Here is a 19,581-nt window from a genome sequence, read left to right as displayed (position 1 = left end):
GGGTGCAATGAACGGTCCTTTCCTTGCACGCGCCGGTGGTCGCCTGCGGGCGCGGGCAGTGGCTGATGTCATGAAAGGGTCGTTCAGGACGAAAAACGTCCTGAACGACCCTTTCATGACACTTGGTGAGGCGAGCCTCAGGCGTTCAGCGCGGCCTGCAGCTCGATGTCGATCTTGACCTTCTCGGACAGGAAGGCGTTGCCCTCCGGGCCGATGCCGAAGTCGCGGCGGTTCACCGTGGCCGTGGCCGAGACGCCGAGGGTGGTGGCGTTGTCGTTGGCCGGGTTGGTGCCGATGCCGTTGAACTCCGCCTCGAGCGAGACCGGGACGGTCTTGCCGCGCCAGGTCAGCTCGCCGTCGATGACGTAGTCGCCGCCGTCCTCGCGGATGCCGGTCGACCGGAAGGTGATGACCGGGTGCTCGTCGACGTGGAAGAAGTCCTCGGACTTGAGGTGCGTGTCACGCCCGTCGACACCGCTGGCGACCGAAGAGGCGTCGATCTCGACGGTGACCGACGAGTCGAGGATGTTGTCGGCGGTGACGACCTCACCGGTGAAGGCGGTGAAGTTGCCCCGGGACTTCGCCAGGCCGAGGTGCTTCACGGTGTAGGCGATGTCGGAGTGGGCGGTGTCGATCGTCCACTTGCCTGCGACGTAGCCCGGGATTTCGGTGGTGGTCATGAACTCGATCTCCAAAGTCTGTGGTGAACCCTGAGCTGGTTGAGCGCTCAACCATGACTGTAGCGCAATTTGGTTGAGCGCTCAACCAGGGGTAGAATGGGCGTCATGTCCGAACCCCGATGGCTCTCCGACGAGGAGCAAAAAGTCTGGCGCGACTTCTCCGCGGCCACGCGGATGCTGCAAGCGCATCTGGAGGGCCAGCTTCAGCACGAGGCGGGCATGCCCCACACCTACTACGAAGTGCTCGTCGCCCTTTCCGAGGCGCCGGAGCGGCGGCTGCGGATGAGCGAGCTCGCCGACGCGCGCAAGGCGTCGCGCAGCAGGCTCTCGCACGCGGTCGCGCGCCTCGAGGCGAACGGCTGGGTGCGCCGTGAGTCCTGTCCCACCGACAAACGCGGCTCGTGGGCGGTGCTCACCGCCGAAGGTTTCGCCGCGCTGGAGGAGGCCGCGCCCGGGCACGTCGAGGCGGTCCGCGAGAGCCTCTTCGACCCGCTGACCCCCGAACAGGTGAAGGCGCTCGGCGAGATCAGCGCCGCCCTGCTGGCGCGGCTGTCGCCGAAATGTGCCGCGGCCGAGGCGGAATTGGCGCTGCGGGAAGAGAGTCTCGCGGACCTCGCCGACTCGGCCGAACTGGCCAAAGCGGACTGACCTGGAGGCGGTCCAGGGGCGGGCGCGACAACGAGTGTCGGTGCGGGTGGATAGGCTTCGGGCGGCCACCCGACCCTGCTGCTTTAGGTGCACCTGAAGAACCGATGCTCAACATTTTCGCGCGCGCCTCCGTTTCCCGCGTCACCGACCCGATGGGGAAGGTGCTCGTGCGTGCCGGTCTGACCCCCAACGCGATGACCGTCATCGGCACGGCCGGGGCGGTGCTGTGCGCGCTCGGGTTCTTTCCCAACGACATGCTGCTGTGGGGCACCTTCACCGTCTGGGGCTTCGCGATGCTGGACCTCCTCGACGGCGCGATGGCCCGCGCCCGCGGGTACGGCACGGCCTTCGGTGCCGTCCTCGACGCGACCTGCGACAGACTGGTCGACGGCGCGTTGTTCGCCGCGATCGCCTGGTGGTGCTTCGTCCACGACGACAACCGCCCGGCCGCGGCCGCCGCGCTGATCTGCCTGGTGCTCGCGCAGGTCATCTCGTACGTCAAGGCCCGCGCCGAGGCCTCCGGGCTGGAGGCGGACGGCGGCCTCGTCGAACGCGCGGAACGCCTGATCATCGCCCTGGTGGGAACCGGACTGCACGGTCTGGGCGTTCCGTACACCGTGGACATCACGCTCTGGCTCCTCGCGGTGCTTTCGGTGATCACCCTGCTGCAGCGGACGGCCGCGGTGGCCAAGGCGGCGAGGGCCGCCAAGGCGGCGGGTCCACCCGCCGCGGAGGGCGGGGCATGAGCGGGTTCTCCCAGCGGCTCAGTGACTTCGGCTACGCGACGGGCTGGCGGCTCGCGCGCTGGCTGCCGGAGTCGATGGGCTCGGTGACCTTCGGGCTGGGCGCCGACCTGGCCGTCCGGCGGGACGGTGGCGGAGTGCGCCAGCTCCGGCGCAACCTCGCCAGGGTCGTGCCGCAGGCCGACGGCGTCGAACTCGACGAACTGACCCGCCGCGCGATGCGGTCGTACGCCCGCTACTGGCACGAGATGTTCCGGCTGCCCTCGATGGACCACAAGGAGGTCAGCCGCAAGGTCGCCCAGTCGATCACCGGCGTGGAGAACCTCGACGCCGCCCTCGCCGAGGGCAACGGCGCGGTGATGGCGCTGCCGCACAGCGGGAACTGGGACGCCGCCGGCGTCTGGCTCGCGGACTACCTCGGCGGCTTCACCACGGTCGCGGAGCGGCTGAAGCCCGAATCGTTGTACCAGCGCTTCGTGTCCTATCGGGAGTCCCTCGGTTTCGAGATCGTCCCGCTGACCGGCGACAGCTCCGCGATGCGCGTGCTGCTCAAGCGGCTGCGGGAGAACAAGGCGATCTGCCTGGTCGGGGACAGGGACCTGACGAACTCCGGGGTGCCGGTCAAGTTCTTCGGCGAGCAGACCCGCATGCCGGGCGGGCCCGCGCGGCTGGCCGCCACCACCGGCGCCGCGCTGATCCCGGCCGGATGCTGGTTCACCGAGGACGGCTGGCAGATCCGCCTGCACCCGCGGATCCGGGTCACGAACCGGTCCGAGGTCCCGGCGGCCACCCAGGCGCTGGCGGACATCTTCGCCGGGGACATCGCCGCGCATCCGGCCGACTGGCACATGATGCAGAAGTTCTGGCTCTCCGACTTCGATGCCGGGGAACAGGCCGAACTCGGCGAAGCGAGCTGAGCGGATGGCTCAGTCGCGGGTCATGAAGATCGGGATCGTGTGCCCGTACTCGTTCGACGTGCCGGGCGGTGTGCAGGGGCACGTCATCGATCTCGCGAAGGCACTGCTGGCACGCGGGCACCGGGTCTCGGTGCTCGCGCCGGCCGACGAGGACTCCGACGTCCCGGATTTCGTGGTCCCCGCGGGCAAGGCGCTCGGCATCCCGTACAACGGTTCGGTAGCGCGCCTGCAGTTCGGCCCGGTGTCCTACGCCCGGGTGCGGCGATGGATCCGCGACGGCGACTTCGACGTCCTGCACCTGCACGAGCCCGCCGCGCCGAGCCTTTCCTTGCTGGCGCTGAAGGTCGCGGACGGCCCGATCGTGGCCACCTTCCACACGGCGACGACGCGTTCGCGCACGCTGGCGGCGTTCCAGCCGGTGCTGCGGCCGCTGCTGGAGAAGATCACCGCGCGGATCGCGGTTTCGGCGCTGGCCCGCCGGGTCCAGGTCGAGCACGCCGGGGGTGACGCGGTCGAGGTGCCCAACGGCGTCGACGTCGACTTCTTCTCCCGCGCGCTCCCGCTGGACGGCTACCCGCGAGCGGGCGGCACGGTCGGCTTCGTCGGGCGGTACACCGAGCCCCGCAAGGGGATGGGGGTGCTGCTGGAGGCGTTGCGGATGTTGCTGCCGGAGTTCGAGGAGCTGCGGCTGCTGGTCGTCGGCCGCGGCGACGCCGATCAGCTCCGGCGCGAGGCCGGGCCGGAACTGGCTCCGCATATCGATCTGCTCGGCCAGGTCGACGACGAGACGAAGGCGCGGGCGCTGCGCAGCGTCGACGTCTACTGCGCGCCGAACACGGGCGGCGAGAGCTTCGGGATGATCCTCACCGAGGCGATGGCGGCGGGCACGCCCGTGCTGGCGAGTGGCCTGGACTCGTTCCGCCGCGTCCTCGACGACGGCAAGGCCGGGATGCTGACCGAGACCGGCGACGCGTCAGCGCTGGCAGACGGGTTGCGTGATTTGCTCGGAGACCCGGCTCGCCGGGCCTCGCTGGCGGCGGCCGCAGGGGAGCGGGTCGCGATGTTCGACTGGTCCGTGGTCACCACGCAGGTCCTGCGGGTGTACGAGACGGCGATCGCCGCCGACCCCCGGCGGGTAGGCGCGGGTGAACGCGAGTTCAGCCGGTGACGACCTGGGTGTGGATCGGCGGCCTGGTGGCCGCGATCGTGGTACTGGGCGGGTTGTTCCTGCTCGCGACGGCGAACCGGCTCGACCGGCTGCACGTCCGCACGGACGCGGGCTGGGCGGCGCTCGACGCCGCCCTCGCGCGGCGCGCCGTCGTCGCCAGGGCGGCCGCCGCGATCCTGGGTGACGAGGAACTGCGCACGCTGGGCGAGCGGGCCGAGCGGGCACCGAGGCCGGATCGCGAAGCCGAGGAAAGCGAGCTGACACTGCGGCTGGCGCGCGTCGATCGCGCGGCCTTGCCGCCGTCGCTGGCCGAAGAGCTGACCGACGCCGAACACCGCGTCGTCATCGCGCGGCGCGTGCACAACGACGCCGTCCGGGACACCCTGCATCTGAGGCGGCGCCGGAAGGTCCGGTACTTCGGTCTCGCCGGGACCGCCCGGCTTCCGGAATACTTCGAGATCGCCGAGCCCGAACTTTAAGGCCTGTTGGCGGAGCTGAAGATGGATCAAGAGGTGACCGAACGTGTGAACCCGCCCCGGCCGAAGGCCCCGCTATCGCGGTGGCAGGGCGCCCTGTTCACTACCGTGACGCGGAAGGCCAGGTGGCGCCCTGCCGACGTCGATTGCGGACGCGGGTTCACCAACCGGTACTAAGGAGGACGGACGATGAGCGATCGGCTGCTGGTGGCGGTGTTCGCGACGCCGGTCGCGTCGTTCCTCCTGCGCTACGGCAAGGACCTCGGCTACAAGGCCGTGCTGTTCGAGCCGGACGGCGCACGCGCGACGGACGTCGAGACCGGTCTGGAGGCCGTCACGACACTGCCGGACCTCGGCGCGGACGCCGACGTCGTCGTCACCGATCACGACCGGCCCGAGCTGGGGGAAGTGCTCAAGGCCGTGCTGGACCGCCCGACGCGGTGGGTCGGGGTGCTCGGCAATCCGCGCCACGCCGGCCCGCACGTCGCGGCGCTCAAGGCACTGGACGTCCCGGACCGCGAGATCGCGCGCGTCCATCGCCCGGTCGGGCTGAACATCGGCTCACGCACGCCGCCCGAGATCGCCGTCGCCACCCTGGCCGGTCTGCTGGCCGACCGGAACGGGCGGCCGGGCGGCTTCGAGTTTCAGTAGGCCACCGCTCCTTCCGGCATCGGCTCGAACCGGGCGTGCCTGCGGGTGAACGTCGCCGTCCCCGAGGTCAGGGAGCGTAGGTCGATCGCGTAGCGCAGCAGCTCCACGGCGGGCACCTCGGCGCGGATGATCGTCCGGCCGCCTTCACCCGATTCGGTGCCGAGGACGCGGCCCCGCCGGGATGAGAGATCACCCAGCACGGTGCCCAGATGCTCGTCCGGAAGCCGCACCGCCACCTCTTCGAGCGGTTCGAGCAGCGCGATCTTGCCCGCCGCGGCGGCCTCCTTCAGCGCCAGCGCTCCCGCCGTCTGGAAGGCGGCGTCCGACGAGTCGACGCTGTGCGCCTTCCCGTCGACGAGGGTCACCCGGATGTCGATCAGCGGATGACCGTCGACGAGCCCCCGCTGGGCTTGCGCCCGGACACCCTTTTCGACACTCGGGATGAACTGGTGCGGCACCGAGCCGCCGACGACCTTGTCCACGAACTCGAAGCCCGACCCCCTCGGCAGGGGCTGGACCTCGATGTCGCAGACGGCGAACTGGCCGTGCCCACCGGATTGCTTGACGTGCCTGCCATGCCCGCGAGCGGGCCCGGCGAAGGTCGAACGCAGGCTGATGCGGACGGGTTCGGTACCCACGTCGGCGCCTCCCGCGCGCAGCCGCGACAGCACGACGTCGGCGTGGGCCTCGCCCATGCACCACAGCACGAGCTGGTTGGTCTCGGCGTTGCGGTCCAGCCGGAGCGTGGGGTCGCCCGCGACCAGCCGGGAGAGGTTGCGCGCCAGCGTGTCTTCGTCGCTGCGCGTCTTCGCGACGACGGCGACCGGCAGCAGTGGCTCCGGCATCGCCCACGGTTTCATGATCAACGGGTCTTCCGGCGACGAAACGGTGTCGCCGGTTTCCGCCGAGCCGACCTTGGTGAGCGCGCAGAGGTCGCCCGCGACGCAGTACGGGACTTCGCGCAGGTTCGATCCGAGCGGGGAGTACAGATGCGCGACCCGCTCGTCGGTGTCGTGATCCTCGTGGCCGCGTTCGGCGAGGCCGTGGCCCGAGACGTGCACCGGCCGTTCGGGGCGAAGCGTCCCGGAGAACACCCGCACCAGCGAGACCCTGCCGACGTAGGAGTCGACAGCTGTCCGGACCACCTCGGCCGCCAGCGGGCCGTCCGGATCGGCGCGGAGCCCGGCGTGCGGCTCCCCGGTGGGCGAGGTGACCTCCGGCGGGACGTGCTCGAGTGGTGACGGGAAGGCGCGCACGATCCCGTCGAGGACTTCGGCCAGCCCGACCCCGGTCGCCGCGCACACCGGGATCACCGGATGGAAGGAGCCGCGGGCGACGGCGGTTTCGAGGTCGGCGATCAGCGTGTCCTCGGCGATCTCCTCGCCGGAGAGGTACCGGTCCATCAGGGACTCGTCCTCGCTTTCGGCGATGACCCCTTCGATCAGCTCGTTGCGGGCCTCGGTCATCCGGGTGAGCTCGGCCGCGTCCGGCTCGCCGACCTCGGGCGGGAAGCCTTGCGAGTAGTCGAAATAGCGGCGCGTGATGAGCCCGACGAGCCCGTCGCGCGCGGGCAGGTACAGCGGCAGGACGCCGGCGCCGAAGGCCTCCTGACAGGCTGCGATCTCGCCTTCGGGGTCGGCGCGGTGATGGTCCAGCCGGGAGACGACCACCGCCCTCGGCATCCCGACGGCGGCGCACTCCTCCCAGACCGCGACCGTGGCCGCGTCGACGCCTTCCGCCGCGCAGACCACGAACAACGCCGCGTCGGCGGCGCGGAGTCCGGCCCGCAGCTCGCCGACGAAATCGGCGTACCCGGGGGTGTCGATGAGGTTGATCTTGTGCCCTTGGTGCATCACCGGCGCGACCGAGAGGCCGACCGATCGTTGCTGCCGGACCGCGGCGGGATCGTGGTCGCACACCGTGGTCCCTTCCACCACCGAACCTGCCCGCGTCACCGTGCCGGACGCGGCGAGCAGCGCTTCGGCGAGTGTCGTCTTGCCCGATCCGGAGGGGCCGACCAGGACGACGTTGCGGACCTTCGCCGGGTCGTCCACAGCGACGGCGGCCCCGGAGTCTCCGTTCTTGCTCTGTTTGTCGGCCATGCCGATCTCCTCACCACACGATGCCGCGTACAGGTGTGTCCTCGATCACACACCCGCGACGGGCGTCGCGGCAAGGCGACCGGCGAGGGACCCCCCGAATGTCGACGCGCCGTTATGCTCGATGGCGGACACCCGGAGGCTGATCCGACGGTGGGGGATGAGCGATGGAGCTCGACAGGCGCACGGTGTTACGGCTGGCGGGAGCGGTCCCGATGATGGCGGCGGTGCCCGCCGCGATCCCCGGGGGCGGAGGTCCGTGGGAACGGTTGCGTGCCCGGCTGACGGGTGAGCTGTTCCGGCCCGGCGACCCCGGCTACGACGAAAAGAGGCTCGGGTTCTTCAGCCTCTACGACCATCAGATGCCGGACGGCGTCGCGGTCTGCGCGAACGAGGACGACGTCCGTCACTGTGTCGATTTCGCGGCCAGGAAGCGGATTCCGCTCGCGGCCCGGTCGGGTGGCCATAGTTACGCCGGTTATTCCATAGTGGACAGAGGGCTGGTCGTCGACCTGTCCCGGCTGAACGCGGTGCGGATCCTGCCCGGTGGCCGGGCGGAGATCGGGGCGGGCGCGCAACTCGGCCCGGTGTACGAGGCCCTGGCGGCGGCGGGCCGCGCGCTGCCCGCCGGCAGCTGCCCTCAGGTCGGCATCGCCGGGCTGACCCTCGGCGGCGGGATCGGCGTTCTGGCCCGAAAGTACGGTCTGACCTGCGACAACGTCGAATCCGTGCGGTTCGTCGGCGCGGACGGGAAGGCGTGCCTGGTGTCGGAGGAGACGGCGCCGGACCTCCTGTGGGCGTTGCGTGGCGGTGGCGGCGGCAACTTCGGCATCGTCACGTCCTTCACCTTCCGCACGGCGGCGGCCAGGACGCTGGCGAACTTCAATCTGGTCTTCCCGCCCGCCGCGCTGGCCGCTCTTGTGGCGGCCTGGCAGGAGTGGCAGCCAGCGATGCCGGACGAGTTGTGGGCGGGAATGGGCCTCGGCGCCGCGGCCGCGAACTGCGGTGGTTGTTTCGTGGGCTCCGCCGCGCAGGTGAACCCGTTGCTGGACGATCTGGTCCGCCGTGTCGGCGTCCAGCCGCTCGAACGCGAAGTGACCGAACAAGGCCACCTGGCCACGATGCGGACCTTCGCGCAGGAATCCGCGTTCCCCGCCGCGGTCGCGCAGCGCGGGGAGTACGTGGCCACTTCGCGGATGCTGACCCATCCGGTGCCTGACCCGGACGCGCTGGCGGCGTTGCTGGCGAGCGATCCGCATCTGTACTCGATCGTGGACGCGTACGGCGGCGCGATCGCGCGGGTGCCGTCGAGCGAATCGTGCTTCCCGCACCGGTCCGCACTGGGCAGCGTCCAGATCATCCGCGGCCTGGAAGGCGGAGAAGCGTACGCGCGCCAGGTGATCGGCGGGGTCCGGGACGAACTCGGCCGCGAATACGGGCAGGCCGGGTACGTCAACTACATCGACCCGGAGATGCCGGAGTGGGCGAAGGCGTACTACGGCGACAGCCTGCCGCGGCTGCGCCGGGTCGCGCGGAAGTACGACCCGGACGGCCTGTTCTCGTTCGAACAGGGCCTGGCCCGCTGACGCGGGGGAGGGGTGCGGGCCAGATCACCCAGTGGACTGCTGAAATCGCCGCGAACTGGCCTGCTTCAGAGGTCCAAAAGCGGCTTACCCTCGGAGGCGTCACCCTCACTCGTGCGCTTTCCGAAAGGTCCAGCAGTGTCTGACGACTCCACGAACACGGCCACCACCTCGCTCACCGGCACCGCCCGGGTCAAGCGCGGGATGGCGGAGATGCTCAAGGGCGGTGTGATCATGGACGTGGTCACCGCCGAGCAGGCGAAGATCGCCGAGGACGCCGGTGCCGTCGCGGTGATGGCGCTCGAGCGGGTCCCGGCGGACATCCGCGCGCAGGGCGGCGTCGCCCGGATGAGCGACCCGGACCTGATCGACGGCATCATCGAGGCCGTCTCGATCCCCGTCATGGCGAAGGCCCGCATCGGCCACTTCGTCGAGGCTCAGCTGCTCCAGTCGCTCGGCGTCGACTACATCGACGAGTCCGAGGTGCTGACCCCGGCCGACTACGAGAACCACATCGACAAGTGGGCCTTCACCGTGCCCTTCGTCTGTGGTGCCACGAACCTCGGCGAGGCGCTGCGCCGCATCAACGAGGGCGCGGCGATGATCCGCTCCAAGGGCGAGGCCGGCACCGGCGACGTCTCGAACGCGACCACGCACATGCGTAAGATCCGCGCCGAGCTGCGCCGCCTGTCCTCGCTGCCCGAGGACGAGCTTTACGTTGCGGCGAAGGAACTCCAGGCGCCGTACGAGCTCGTCAAGGAGGTCGCGGCGAAGGGCAAGCTCCCCGTCGTGCTGTTCACCGCGGGTGGCATCGCGACCCCGGCCGACGCCGCGATGATGATGCAGCTCGGTGCCGAAGGCGTGTTCGTCGGCTCCGGCATCTTCAAGTCCGGCAACCCGGCCCAGCGTGCCGAGGCGATCGTCAAGGCCACCACGTTCTACGACGACCCGGACGTCATCGCGAAGGTTTCGCGTGGCCTCGGAGAAGCAATGGTAGGGATCAACGTCGACGACGTGCCCGAGCCGCACCGTCTTTCCGAACGCGGCTGGTAGGCCGATGGCCCGGTGCTCTTCGACGAGCGCCGGGCCGTCCCCGTCAGCGGGCAGGGCCGTTCCTGGTCAGCACACTTCCCTGCGCCGCGGCACTGAGTGTCGTGGTCCCGTCCTGACCGATCACGTACAGATCGCAGCGGCAAGTCGCCTGACGACGGCCGCTGTGCAGGACCCGGGCCTCCGCCACGAGCCGGATTCCTTGTGCGGGCCGCAGGTAGTTGATGCTGAAGCCGCCGGTGAGGACGTCCGGTCCCAGTGCGGTCCCGGCCGCGAAGGTGATCGCGTTGTCCGCGGCATAGGCGAGCACGCCGCCGTGGAGATAGCCGTTCTGTTGCAACAGGTCTTCGCGGATGTCGAGCTCCAGGACCGCCGCGCCGTCTCCGAACGAGGTCACCCTGGCGCCGAGCAGGACGCTGAACGGTTGCGAGGCGAGGCCCTTCCGGGCGTCTTCGAGTGTCAGTGCTGTCATCAGGCCACCATCCTGCCATCGGACGACTTCCCGGATCCGGACCCAAGCGGACATGGCGGCCTATAAGGTCCGGACATGAGCCAGACGATCCAGTTCGCCGACCGCAACTTCAAGCTCGCCGTGGTCCAGGAACTGATGTACAACCAGGAACTCCTCCCGAAGTTCGACTTGCGGGAGTACGCCGCCGAGAAGGGCTTCACCTACGACGCGGGGAGCGTCGAAGCGGTCCCCGAGGCGTTGGCCTACTTCGCCGAGCTCGAAGTCCCCGCCGAGCTCGCGGAGAAGATCACCGAGATCGAGATGGACGGCGGCAACGAGATCTACCTCGAGATCGCGCCGAACTGGGACGGCGAGGACTCCCTTTTCGACGTCGACGAGTTCGCCGACGTCGCGCACTTCCCCAACCTGAAGTCGATGACCTTGCTGTACACGGGCAACGACGAGGCGCTGGAGTCGTTGCGCGCCCGCGGCATCGAGGCGGACTGGCTCTGATCGGCGACCAGCGGAGCTAAGCGAAGGAACCGCGTTCCCTTTTCGACTGCTTAGGCATCGGGAAGCGGGGCGCGGGACCTTGATTCCGGCGTGCGGAGGGCACGCCGGGATCAAGGAGGACAAATGCGCACTCTTCGGTTCGTTTCCGCCGCTTTGGGGGCCGCCGCGATCGCGACGGCACTCGTGGCGACGCCCGCTTCGGCCGCGACGGACGAGGCGGCCACGCTGAAGGCCGCCGGCATCGACGCGGCGAAGCTCGCTCCCGGGTGGAAGGTCGACGGCGGCCAGATCGTCTGGAACGGCGGGGAGACCACGCTGTCGTTGTCGTCCAGTGCGGCCAGCAACTGCCAGGCGAACTACGTGTGCCTGTACGAGCACCGCGACTTCGGCGGACGGCGGCTGCAGTTCCGGGACCCGGGACTGAAAAACCTCGTCGATTACGGATTCAACGACCAGATGTCGTCCTGGCACAACCGACGCGGAGTCGACGCCCGCTGGTACTACAACATCGGCAGTGGGACCAGCCGCTGCATGCAGGCGAACTCGCAGTCGTCGTACGTCGGGAACGCCGACAACGACCAGGCGACTTCGTTGAGAATTTACACGTCGGCCAGCGCCTGCTGAGCGAAGTGTTCCTTCGAATGCCGGACGCCGACCCCGGATATTTCTGAGACTCTCGACTGGGGTGTCTCGATTTACTGGGGGAGAAATCGGTGAAGGAAAAGAACCTCTATTTCTATCGCCTGTTCGGTGAACCCGCGGCCGAGTGGCAGGGCACGGACCTGCCACTCGGCCCGCCACAGGCGCGCCGGGTGTTCGCGCTCCTGCTGATCGAGGCGGGCCGCCCGGTGCCGTCGGGCCGGATCATCGACGAGCTGTGGGGCGAAACGCCGCCCGCCTCGGCGAAAGTCCAGATCCAGGGGCTGATCTCGGGTCTGCGCCGCGCCTTGCGCTCGCCACGGGGCGATCAGCCGATCCTGACCAGGGGAGCGGCCTATCAGCTCGACGCGCGGCCGGAGGACACCGACACCGGCCGGTTCACCTGCCTCGCCGCGCGGGGGCGCGAACTGCTGGCCCGTGACTGCCATCGCGAGGCGGCCCAGTACTTCCGGGACGCGCTCGAACTGTGGCGGGGACCGGTGCTGGCCGGGATCCCGGCCGCGGCGGAGGTCGTCGCGCGCTGGGAGGAGGAACGGCTTTCGCTGCTGGAGGACAAGGTCGAGGCCGAACTCGGGCTCGGCGAGCACGATCGGCTGGTGCCCGAACTCCGTGACCTGCTGACGGCCGCGCCGTTCCGGGAACGGGTATGTGGGCTGTTGATGACCGCGCTCGCGCGCGCCGGCCGCGTGGCCGAGGCGCTCGACGTCTACGCCGGATGGCGCCGCAGGCTGGTGGACGAACTCGGGGTCGAGCCGTCGCCGTCGATCCGCTCCCTGCACTGCGAGATCCTGCGCGATGGCCAGGGCATGACGACTCGGGAATATCCCGCGTATCAGGAACCGGCCGTGCCGAGCCAGCTGCCGCCGGGCATCCCGGATTTCGTCGGGAGGGACGCGCTGATCGCGGATCTGCTGGCGGAGCTGCGCCGGGACGGCCGCGACACACCACCCGTGGTGCTGCTGACCGGCGCCGGCGGGATCGGGAAATCCTCGCTCGCGATCAGGCTCGCGCACCAGGTCGCGGACGACTATCCCGACGGCAGGCTGTTCGCGGCGCTGCGTGGGACCACGAACGAGCCGAGATCCCCGGAAGCCGTGCTCGCCGGGTTCCTGCGCGCGTTCGGCGTTCCGACCGACGGGATCCCCGCCGACGTCGACGACTGCGCCTGCCTCTTCCGCAGCCTGGTCCACGGGCGCCGCGTGCTGCTCGTCCTCGACGACGCCGCCGGTGAGGCCCAGCTGCGGCCGTTGCTGCCCGCCGGTGGCGGCTGCGCGGTGATCGTCACGAGCCGGTTCGTCCTGGCCGGACTCGAACTCGGCAGGCAGGTCCCGGTCGACGTCCTGCCACTGGCCGACGCGGAGGCGCTTCTCGCGAAACTCACCGAGACAGACGAGGATCCTGTTGCCGCTCAACAGGTTCTCGAACACTGTGGCGGGCTCCCACTGGCGCTGCGGATCGTCGGCAGCCGGATCGGCGATCGCACAGGCTGGCGGCTCGCCGACGTCGCGGACGAGCTCTCCGTCGAACGGCGACGGCTGGATTGGCTGTGTGCGGGGGATCTCGCGGTCCGAGGCAGTCTGTCCCTCGGGTACCGGCAACTGGCGCCGGATCGTCAGCGGCTGTTCCGCAGGCTGGGTTTGCTGCCTCCGGCCGATTTCCCCGCCTGGGCGGCGGCGCTCGCCGACGACGGGGAGCCCGGAGCGACGTCTCGCGCGCTGGAAGACCTGCGGCATCGGAACATGGTCCAGCCCGCCCCGCGGGCCACCGGCGCTCCCCGCTACCGGGTGCACGATCTCTTGCGCGCGTTCGCGGTCGAGGAGGTCGCCGTCGAACCGGAACAGGACCGCGCGGACGCGACCGAGCGAGTGCTCGGCGGCTGGCTCTGGCTCGCCGAGAAGGCCGCGGACCGGTTGTCCCGCAGCGTGTTGCGGCCGGAGCCCGGAACCGCGGCGCGGACCTCGCTCGACGAAGGGCTGGTGGCCGAACCGCTTTCGTGGTTCCGGGACGAGGTTCCCGCGCTGGAGGCCGCCGTCTCGCACGCGGCCGGCGCCGGGCTCGGCGAGCTCGCCTGGGAACTCGCCGTCGTGGCCGCGTCGTACTTCGACCACAGTGGACTGTACGCGGAATGGTCGCGGTGCCACCGGTGCGCGCTCGCCGCGGCGCGGGAGTCGGGATGTGCGCGCGGGGAGGCCGCCTTGCTGCGGGGAATCGGCCAGATCTATCTGTACCGGGACGACTTCCGGACGGCGTGCGAGGCGCTTACCGAGTCGTGCCGCATCAGCGACCGGATCGGCGACCGCGCGGGCCGGGCCAGGGCACTGACCGGGTTGTGCGTGCTCGCGCGGGTGGCCGGGCGGCCCGAAACCTCGCGCGCGACGGCGAGCCGGGCGCTGGCCATCTTCCGCGAGATCGGTGACGTGCTCGGCATGGCGCACGCCCACACCTCGTCCGCCGTCGCGAGCACCGAACTCGGTCTGCTCGACGAGGCCGAAGCGGAACTGGACGAGGCCGGGCGGCTTTGCGCCGAGCTGAACGACCCGCATCGCACGGCGCTCGTCCTGCGCAGACGGGGACAACTGCACCTGCGACGCGACGATCGGCGGAGCGCGATGTCGTGCCTGCGCCGCGCGCTCGAACTGCTCGACTCGCTGTCCGACGAGATCTGCGCCTCGCGGGTCCGGCTGGAGCTCGCGCGAATCCGCGCGAGCTCCGGCGACCGTCCGCCGTCGGGGAAGGTCTTAATCAGGACCTAGCGCGCTGAGCTGGAGGTTCGTCGTCGGTACAGGTGGTCGTGAGTGGCGTTTCGGGTTCTAACCCGAAACGCCACTCACGACCACGGTGACCGGACGGCATGCGGCATCAACGCCAGCGTCCGGTCGGCAGCGCGGGAACCCGGCGCCCGAGGTGACCGGTCATCTCCTCGTTCGCGAACAGCGCGTTGAGCACCGCCTCCTCGGTCGCCTGCACGACGGCCTCGAAGAAGGGATCGAGCCTGCCCCACGGGATGAAGCGCATGCTTTCGTACTCGGCCTCCTCCGTCCGCGGGAACCGGCTGGTGAGCGCCCCCGGATTCGCCGTGCTGAACGCCAGGAAGAGGTCACCGGAGAAGTGTGAACCCGCGGTTCCCGTGCGGGCGAGACCGAGCGGGACCCGGCGGGCGAGCGACGTGCACTGGCCGGGCAGCAGGGGAGCGTCGGTGCCGACGATCACGATCACCGACCCGGCCCCCGACGGCGCCGCCCAGGCCTCCTCCATCGGGTTGTCGGCGCCGAGCTCGGCTCCGACGTGCTCGCCCGCGACGGTGAGTTCGCGACGTGAGCCGAAGTTGGCCTGTACCAACGCTCCCACGGTGTACTCGTCGTCCCCATAGGACACCAGGCGAGAGGCCGTTCCGGTGCCGCCCTTGAAGCCGTAACAGGTCATCCCGGTTCCGCCGCCGACAGAGCCTTCGCTGACCGGACCCGTTCGCGCGGCATCGATCGCGGCGATGGCGTGTCCACTGTGGATGGTCGGCGCGGTGCTGTCGTTCAGGTAGCCGTCCCAGGTCTCGGCGACCACCGGCAGCAGCCATTCGGCGGCCACGTCGGGCCGTTCGCGTACGACCCAGTCGATCGTGCCGCGGTGGCACGCGCCGACGGCGTGCGTCGAGGTGATCAGCACCGGCAGCGTCAGCGACCCGGTCTCGGCCAGCCACGCGGTGCCGGTCATCTCGCCGTTGCCGTTGAGGGCGTACGTCCCGGCCGCGCACGGCACGGCGAAGTCCTCGCGTCCGCGAGGCAGGACGGCCGTGACGCCGGTGCGCACCGACTCGCCTTCGACGAGGGTCGTGAAACCGATCTCGACGCCGGGGACGTCGGTGAGCGCGTTGTGCTCGCCGGTCCGGCCGGGCAGCGGGACACCCAGGTCGCGGGCGCGGGTCATGGACGGTCCTCCAAGTGTTCGTAGGTGAACCCGCGTCCGCGATCGACGTCGGCAGGGCTCTGCATGGTCATCCAGGTCGCCAGAGTGCTGAGGGCGCCCTGCCACCGCGATAGCGGGGCCTTCGGCCGGGGCGGGTTCACGCGTTCCGTCCCTTCTCGGGTGCATCTTCGGCTCCGCCGACAGGCGCCAAGGGGTTCGAGGTCGCGGTGCGGGCGTAGGAGAGCAGCATCGCTTCGGCGGTGGCGGTTTCCATCGTCGGCACGGCCTGGGTGAGGTGCAGGCCGTAGCCGTCTTCCAGCGCGACGAGGTTCCGCGCGATCGACACCGGCTCCGCGGTCAGGGTGAACTCGCCGGTGGCCGCGCCGGCTTCGAGGATGCCGGTGTAGATCCGGACCTGCTGCTCGTAGAGCGTGATGTGCCGGGCGGCGTACGCGGGATCGCGGCGGGCGATCGTGCCGAGTTCGTAGAGCAGCACGCAGAGTTCGTCGTCGGGGCCGGTCGGCAGGCCGCTGCGGATCATCGCCAGCAGCCGGTCGGACGGCTTCGTCGTCGCGTTCGCGGCCTGTTCCCTCGCCGAGCAGAACCGTGCCACCGCCTCGCGCTGCACCTCCTGGAGGAGGTCGGCGAGGGTGGGGAAGTAGTACAGGACCGAACCCGGCGACAGGCCCGCGCCCTCGGCGACGTCCCTCAGCCGCAGGTTCAGCACGCCGCGTTCGAGGAGGGCTCGTCTGGCCACCTCGATCAGTTCGGCCCGTCGCTCCGGTGCCTTGCTCGGTCTCGCCATGCCCTCATTCTTCGAATCTTGTTCGAAAAACGCAAGAGCTGCGCGCGGTCGGCTCTTGACGTGACACCGTCGAGGGCCTTTGATGCGTGCTCAACAGTTTTTCGAAGGAGATTCAAGGAACCCACCTTGTAGGAGGTCGGCCGTGTCCACTCCCGCCCTGCGCCGCGGTCTGCGCACCCTCGGCACGCTGCTCATCACGCTCTCCGCGATCAGCCCCGCCTCGTCGGTCTTCATCATCGCGCCGGGGGTGCTCTCCGGTGCCGGGACGGGCGCCTTCTACAGCTTCGTGGCCGCCGCGGTGGTCGGTGTGTTCATGGCCTTCGTCTACGCCGAACTCGCGTCGGCCTTCCCGCTGGCGGGTGGCGAGTACGCGATCGTCACCCGCACGCTCGGCCGCTTGCCCGGCTTCGCGGTACTCGGCCTCATGATCATCACGCAGGTGCTCATCGTCGCGGTGATCGCGCTCGGCGTCGGTACCTACCTCGGCGTGCTCCTGCCCGGTGTCCCAGGCTCGGTGATCGCCGCCGTGACCTGCGTGGTCGCGGCCGTCGTCGGGGTGTTCGACATCAAACTCAACGCCTGGGTCACCGGGATCTTCCTGGCGATCGAGATCCTCGCGCTGATCGTGGTCAGCGCGCTCGGGCTGCTCAACCCGGCACGATCGTTCACCGAGTTGCTGGCCCATCCGGTCGCCTCGGACGGCGGACCGGCGACGGTCGGCGCCATCGCGATCGCCACCTCGGTCGCGATCTTCGCCTACAACGGCTACGGCTCGGCGGTGTACTTCGGCGAGGAGACGCAGGACGCCTCGCGCGGCATCGCCCGGGCGATCCTGATGGCCCTCGGCATCACGGTGCTCGCGGAGCTGGTCCCGGTGACCGCGGTCCTGCTCGGCGCGCCCGATCTGAACGCGCTGTTCGCCTCGGAGAACATGCTGTCCTACTTCATCGATTCGCGCGGCGGCGGCACCCTCGACACCGTGATCGGCCTCGCGGTTGCGCTCGCCATCATCAATGCGGTGCTGGCGATCGTGCTGATCAGCTCGCGGATGCTGTTCAGCAGTGGCCGCGACCGCGCGTGGCCGTCGCCGGTCAACCGGGCGCTCGCCGCGGTGCACCCGAAGTTCGGGACGCCGTGGGTCGCCACCGTCGGCACCGGTTCGGTGGCCGCACTGCTCTGCTTCGTCGACCCGAAACTGCTGCTGGTGGTGACCAGCACGTCGATCGTGGCGGTCTACGCGGCGCTCTGCCTCGGCGCGATCGTCGGAAGGCGGACCGGCGCCACCGCGCACGCGAAGTACCGGATGCCGTGGTTCCCGGTCGCGCCGGTGCTGGCGCTGGGCGTCCTGGTGTTCGTGGTCTACCAGAACGTGCTCGACCCGTCGGTCGGGCGGCCGAGCCTGATCGTCACCGCCTGCGTCGCGTTGCTGTCGATCGCGTACTACGTCCTGGTGCTGCGGCGGAGGGGTGGCTGGAAGCTCGCCGACGTCACCGAGGAGAAGGCGGAGGAGCCGGCCTGATCAGGTGTACTCGGCGATCTCCACGCCGTACGTGCCCGGTTCGAGCGCCTCGAAGATGTGCGGCACGTCGCCGGGGTAGCAGATGTAGTCGCCGGGCAGCAGCTCGATCGGCTCGTCCAGTGGTCCGACCTTGGCACGACCCGCGCTGAGGACGATGTGCTCCACGATGCCGCTCATATGCGGATCCGAAAGCCGCGGCTTCCCGGGCTCGGCGCGAATCAGGTACACGTCCCGCCGGGCGCCGGGAGGGCAGGAGCTGAGCAGCGTGCAGGCGTAGTCGGCGTGTTCGGCGAACACCGTCGGGCCGCTGCCCGAGCGGATGACCTGCACGCGGGGGCGCTCCGGCTCGACCACCCGCGAGAACGGCACGTCTAGCGCGACGCACAGCGCCCAGATCGTCTCGACGCTCGGGTTCCCGGTCCCGGACTCCAGCTGGGAGAGCGTGGATTTCGCGATGCCCGCGCGTTTGGCGACCTCGGTGAGCGACAGCCCGGTGCGGGCGCGTTCCCGGCGCAGGGACATGGCGATGACATCCAGTGGGGCACCTTCGGACGCGGTCGGGGACATGCGTTCGCTCCATCGGTCGTTGCGTTCGCCTTGACGAACACGGTGGCGTTCGTTCATTGTATGACGCTATGCGTTCGATATGGCGAACAACCACTCGTGTCCTGGGGCGCGATCTTCTCCGTGACATCGGGCTGGTCTGCCTCGCCGACACCATTGTCGGCATCTCCTACGGCGCCATCGCGGTGGGCTCCGGCTTCCCGATCTGGGCGCCGATGCTGCTTTCCGTGCTGGTCTTCGCCGGTGCCTCGCAGTTCATGTTCGTCGGCATCATCGCCGCGGGCGGCAGCCCGGTCGCGGCCGTCGCGGCGGGTCTCCTGGCCAACGCGCGGCATCTGCCGTTCGGCTTCGCGATCGGCGACGTCCTCGGGAAGCGGTGGTCGTCGAGGGTGGTCGGCAGCCACCTGATGATCGACGAATCCGTCGCGTTCGCGCTGGCCCAGCGCGACGAAGAGCGGCGCAAGGCGGCGTACTGGGTGTGCGGGATCGGCCTGTTCGTCTGCTGGAACCTCGGCGTCCTCGCCGGTGCCTACGCGGGGACGGCGATCAGCGACACCGACGCGTTCGGGCTCGACGCGGCCTTCCCGGCGGTCCTGCTCGCGCTGGTCCTGCCGTCGCTGCGCGACCGAGCCGCCCGGCTGCCGGTGCTCGTCGGCGTCGCCGTCGCGCTGGCCACGACGCCGTTCCTGCCCGCCGGGCTGCCGGTGCTGCTCGCGCTGGTCGGCGTACTGGCCGGGGTGGCGGCCAAGGAACCCGCCGAACGCGAACCCGAGGGAGTGCACTGATGGATCCGCTGGAACTGATCATCGCCGGCGGTGTGCTCGCCGCCGGGACCTTCGCCTTCCGGTTCGCCGGACCGGTGCTGAAGGCACGGTTCACCGTGTCGCCCAAGGCCGAGAAGCTGATGGCGCGTTCCGCCGTCGTCCTGCTGGCCGCCCTGGTCGCGGTCGCCGCGCTCACCGAAGGGCACGAGTTCGCCGGCTACGCCCGGCCCGCCGGGGTGCTGGTCGGCGGCGTGCTCGCCTGGCGCAAGGCGCCGTTCGCGCTGGTCGTCGTCGCGGCGGCCGCGACCGCCGCCCTCCTGCGGCTGGCCGGGGTCCCCTGACCTGGTCCTTCCCCGAGGCGCCTAAGCTAAGGGGAAGGTCTTTCGGGAG

The 19,581-nt window shown here is 70.1% G+C and carries 20 protein-coding genes; 14 read left to right on the top strand and 6 right to left on the bottom strand.

The genetic code is table 11. From position 1 onward, the window contains the following. Window positions 1-137: 137 nt before the first annotated feature. Complete coding sequence (locus tag AORI_RS63190; RefSeq protein WP_034307837.1) at window positions 138-680, bottom strand: YceI family protein; 543 nt, start codon at window positions 678-680, stop codon at window positions 138-140. Between the two features lie 105 nt (window positions 681-785). Between AORI_RS63190 and AORI_RS63185 the strand changes: the two genes are divergently transcribed. The 6 genes from AORI_RS63185 (at window position 786) to AORI_RS63160 (ending at window position 5,283) form a co-directional block, all read left to right on the top strand. Continuing rightward, window positions 786-1,328 (top strand): MarR family winged helix-turn-helix transcriptional regulator, encoded by a 543-nt coding sequence (locus AORI_RS63185; protein ID WP_043848884.1) that lies wholly within the window; start codon window positions 786-788, stop codon window positions 1,326-1,328. 104 nt (window positions 1,329-1,432) lie between these two features. Continuing rightward, complete coding sequence (pgsA, locus tag AORI_RS63180; RefSeq protein WP_016334780.1) at window positions 1,433-2,074, top strand: phosphatidylinositol phosphate synthase; 642 nt, start codon at window positions 1,433-1,435, stop codon at window positions 2,072-2,074. Further along, window positions 2,071-2,988 carry a phosphatidylinositol mannoside acyltransferase gene (locus tag AORI_RS63175; protein ID WP_016334779.1) on the top strand — a complete coding sequence of 306 codons (918 nt, stop codon included), beginning with the start codon at window positions 2,071-2,073 and terminating at the stop codon, window positions 2,986-2,988. Before pgsA ends, AORI_RS63175 begins: the two co-directional genes overlap by 4 nt. A gap of 22 nt (window positions 2,989-3,010) precedes the next feature. After that, the gene (locus AORI_RS63170; RefSeq protein WP_043848883.1) at window positions 3,011-4,156 is read left to right on the top strand and encodes a glycosyltransferase family 4 protein; all 1,146 of its coding nucleotides are present in this window, start codon (window positions 3,011-3,013) and stop codon (window positions 4,154-4,156) included. Next, window positions 4,153-4,635, top strand: a complete 483-nt coding sequence (locus AORI_RS63165) for a hypothetical protein (RefSeq protein ID WP_016334777.1) — start codon at window positions 4,153-4,155, stop codon at window positions 4,633-4,635. The genes AORI_RS63170 and AORI_RS63165 overlap by 4 nt, the downstream gene beginning before the upstream one ends. Window positions 4,636-4,821: 186 nt before the next feature. Next, window positions 4,822-5,283 carry an XdhC family protein gene (locus tag AORI_RS63160; RefSeq protein ID WP_016334776.1) on the top strand — a complete coding sequence of 154 codons (462 nt, stop codon included), beginning with the start codon at window positions 4,822-4,824 and terminating at the stop codon, window positions 5,281-5,283. Here the strand turns inward: AORI_RS63160 and AORI_RS63155 are convergent. Then, window positions 5,277-7,385, bottom strand: a complete 2,109-nt coding sequence (locus tag AORI_RS63155; RefSeq protein ID WP_016334775.1) for an elongation factor G-like protein EF-G2 — start codon at window positions 7,383-7,385, stop codon at window positions 5,277-5,279. The genes AORI_RS63160 and AORI_RS63155 overlap by 7 nt on opposite strands. 164 nt (window positions 7,386-7,549) lie before the next feature. Here AORI_RS63155 and AORI_RS63150 point away from each other — a divergent pair, with 164 nt between their 5' ends. Further along, on the top strand, window positions 7,550-8,968 hold the full coding sequence (locus AORI_RS63150) for an FAD-binding oxidoreductase (RefSeq protein WP_016334774.1): 1,419 nt from the start codon (window positions 7,550-7,552) through the stop codon (window positions 8,966-8,968). 135 nt (window positions 8,969-9,103) lie between these two features. After that, entirely contained in the window at window positions 9,104-10,018 is a 915-nt protein-coding gene (pdxS, locus tag AORI_RS63145) for a pyridoxal 5'-phosphate synthase lyase subunit PdxS (protein WP_016334773.1), read from the top strand. A 43-nt stretch (window positions 10,019-10,061) separates the two neighbouring features. Here pdxS and AORI_RS63140 read toward each other — a convergent pair whose 3' ends face one another. After that, window positions 10,062-10,487, bottom strand: coding sequence for a PaaI family thioesterase (locus AORI_RS63140; protein WP_016334772.1), 426 nt, complete (start codon window positions 10,485-10,487; stop codon window positions 10,062-10,064). Window positions 10,488-10,562: 75 nt separating this feature from the next. Here AORI_RS63140 and AORI_RS63135 point away from each other — a divergent pair, with 75 nt between their 5' ends. The 3 genes from AORI_RS63135 to AORI_RS63125 all read left to right on the top strand — a co-directional run bounded on the left by AORI_RS63135 (window position 10,563) and on the right by AORI_RS63125 (window position 14,392). Continuing rightward, window positions 10,563-10,979, top strand: a complete 417-nt coding sequence (locus AORI_RS63135) for a DUF6892 domain-containing protein (protein ID WP_016334771.1) — start codon at window positions 10,563-10,565, stop codon at window positions 10,977-10,979. A gap of 123 nt (window positions 10,980-11,102) precedes the next feature. Then, the gene (locus AORI_RS63130; RefSeq protein WP_016334770.1) at window positions 11,103-11,603 is read left to right on the top strand and encodes a peptidase inhibitor family I36 protein; all 501 of its coding nucleotides are present in this window, start codon (window positions 11,103-11,105) and stop codon (window positions 11,601-11,603) included. Between the two features lie 89 nt (window positions 11,604-11,692). Beyond that, window positions 11,693-14,392 (top strand): AfsR/SARP family transcriptional regulator, encoded by a 2,700-nt coding sequence (locus AORI_RS63125; protein ID WP_016334769.1) that lies wholly within the window; start codon window positions 11,693-11,695, stop codon window positions 14,390-14,392. 106 nt (window positions 14,393-14,498) lie between these two features. On the opposite strand, the gene AORI_RS63120 is transcribed toward AORI_RS63125, so the two are convergent. Beyond that, window positions 14,499-15,560, bottom strand: coding sequence for a DmpA family aminopeptidase (locus AORI_RS63120; protein WP_016334768.1), 1,062 nt, complete (start codon window positions 15,558-15,560; stop codon window positions 14,499-14,501). Between the two features lie 136 nt (window positions 15,561-15,696). Further along, window positions 15,697-16,344, bottom strand: coding sequence for a TetR/AcrR family transcriptional regulator (locus AORI_RS63115; RefSeq protein ID WP_016334767.1), 648 nt, complete (start codon window positions 16,342-16,344; stop codon window positions 15,697-15,699). Between the two features lie 142 nt (window positions 16,345-16,486). Between AORI_RS63115 and AORI_RS63110 the strand changes: the two genes are divergently transcribed. Continuing rightward, window positions 16,487-17,863 (top strand): APC family permease, encoded by a 1,377-nt coding sequence (locus AORI_RS63110; RefSeq protein ID WP_016334766.1) that lies wholly within the window; start codon window positions 16,487-16,489, stop codon window positions 17,861-17,863. Here the strand turns inward: AORI_RS63110 and AORI_RS63105 are convergent, their stop codons facing one another. Continuing rightward, on the bottom strand, window positions 17,864-18,430 hold the full coding sequence (locus AORI_RS63105; RefSeq protein ID WP_016334765.1) for a helix-turn-helix domain-containing protein: 567 nt from the start codon (window positions 18,428-18,430) through the stop codon (window positions 17,864-17,866). A gap of 68 nt (window positions 18,431-18,498) precedes the next feature. Here AORI_RS63105 and AORI_RS63100 point away from each other — a divergent pair, with 68 nt between their 5' ends. Then, window positions 18,499-19,212 carry an AzlC family ABC transporter permease gene (locus AORI_RS63100; RefSeq protein WP_016334764.1) on the top strand — a complete coding sequence of 238 codons (714 nt, stop codon included), beginning with the start codon at window positions 18,499-18,501 and terminating at the stop codon, window positions 19,210-19,212. Beyond that, window positions 19,212-19,532, top strand: a complete 321-nt coding sequence (locus AORI_RS63095) for an AzlD domain-containing protein (RefSeq protein ID WP_007034928.1) — start codon at window positions 19,212-19,214, stop codon at window positions 19,530-19,532. Before AORI_RS63100 ends, AORI_RS63095 begins: the two co-directional genes overlap by 1 nt. Window positions 19,533-19,581: the final 49 nt, after the last annotated feature.

The organism is Amycolatopsis keratiniphila (assembly GCF_000400635.2).
Lineage (GTDB): Bacteria > Actinomycetota > Actinomycetes > Mycobacteriales > Pseudonocardiaceae > Amycolatopsis > Amycolatopsis keratiniphila.
Note: the sequence above shows the minus strand (reverse complement) of the source record. Positions and strands in the feature narration are given on the sequence as shown.

Bases quoted from the DNA above. Each gene is read 5' to 3' on its own strand.
- AORI_RS63105 (WP_016334765.1), bottom strand. From the start codon at position 18,430: ATGTCCCCGACCGCGTCCGAAGGTGCCCCACTGGATGTCATCGCCATG.
- AORI_RS63095 (WP_007034928.1), top strand. From the start codon at position 19,212: ATGGATCCGCTGGAACTGATCATCGCCGGCGGTGTGCTCGCCGCCGGG.
- AORI_RS63150 (WP_016334774.1), top strand. From the start codon at position 7,550: ATGGAGCTCGACAGGCGCACGGTGTTACGGCTGGCGGGAGCGGTCCCG.
- AORI_RS63115 (WP_016334767.1), bottom strand. From the start codon at position 16,344: ATGGCGAGACCGAGCAAGGCACCGGAGCGACGGGCCGAACTGATCGAG.
- AORI_RS63190 (WP_034307837.1), bottom strand. From the start codon at position 680: ATGACCACCACCGAAATCCCGGGCTACGTCGCAGGCAAGTGGACGATC.
- AORI_RS63155 (WP_016334775.1), bottom strand. From the start codon at position 7,385: ATGGCCGACAAACAGAGCAAGAACGGAGACTCCGGGGCCGCCGTCGCT.
- AORI_RS63175 (WP_016334779.1), top strand. From the start codon at position 2,071: ATGAGCGGGTTCTCCCAGCGGCTCAGTGACTTCGGCTACGCGACGGGC.
- AORI_RS63185 (WP_043848884.1), top strand. From the start codon at position 786: ATGTCCGAACCCCGATGGCTCTCCGACGAGGAGCAAAAAGTCTGGCGC.
- AORI_RS63170 (WP_043848883.1), top strand. From the start codon at position 3,011: ATGAAGATCGGGATCGTGTGCCCGTACTCGTTCGACGTGCCGGGCGGT.
- AORI_RS63140 (WP_016334772.1), bottom strand. From the start codon at position 10,487: ATGACAGCACTGACACTCGAAGACGCCCGGAAGGGCCTCGCCTCGCAA.
- AORI_RS63130 (WP_016334770.1), top strand. From the start codon at position 11,103: ATGCGCACTCTTCGGTTCGTTTCCGCCGCTTTGGGGGCCGCCGCGATC.
- AORI_RS63100 (WP_016334764.1), top strand. From the start codon at position 18,499: ATGCGTTCGATATGGCGAACAACCACTCGTGTCCTGGGGCGCGATCTT.
- pgsA (WP_016334780.1), top strand. From the start codon at position 1,433: ATGCTCAACATTTTCGCGCGCGCCTCCGTTTCCCGCGTCACCGACCCG.
- AORI_RS63135 (WP_016334771.1), top strand. From the start codon at position 10,563: ATGAGCCAGACGATCCAGTTCGCCGACCGCAACTTCAAGCTCGCCGTG.
- AORI_RS63160 (WP_016334776.1), top strand. From the start codon at position 4,822: ATGAGCGATCGGCTGCTGGTGGCGGTGTTCGCGACGCCGGTCGCGTCG.
- AORI_RS63120 (WP_016334768.1), bottom strand. From the start codon at position 15,560: ATGACCCGCGCCCGCGACCTGGGTGTCCCGCTGCCCGGCCGGACCGGC.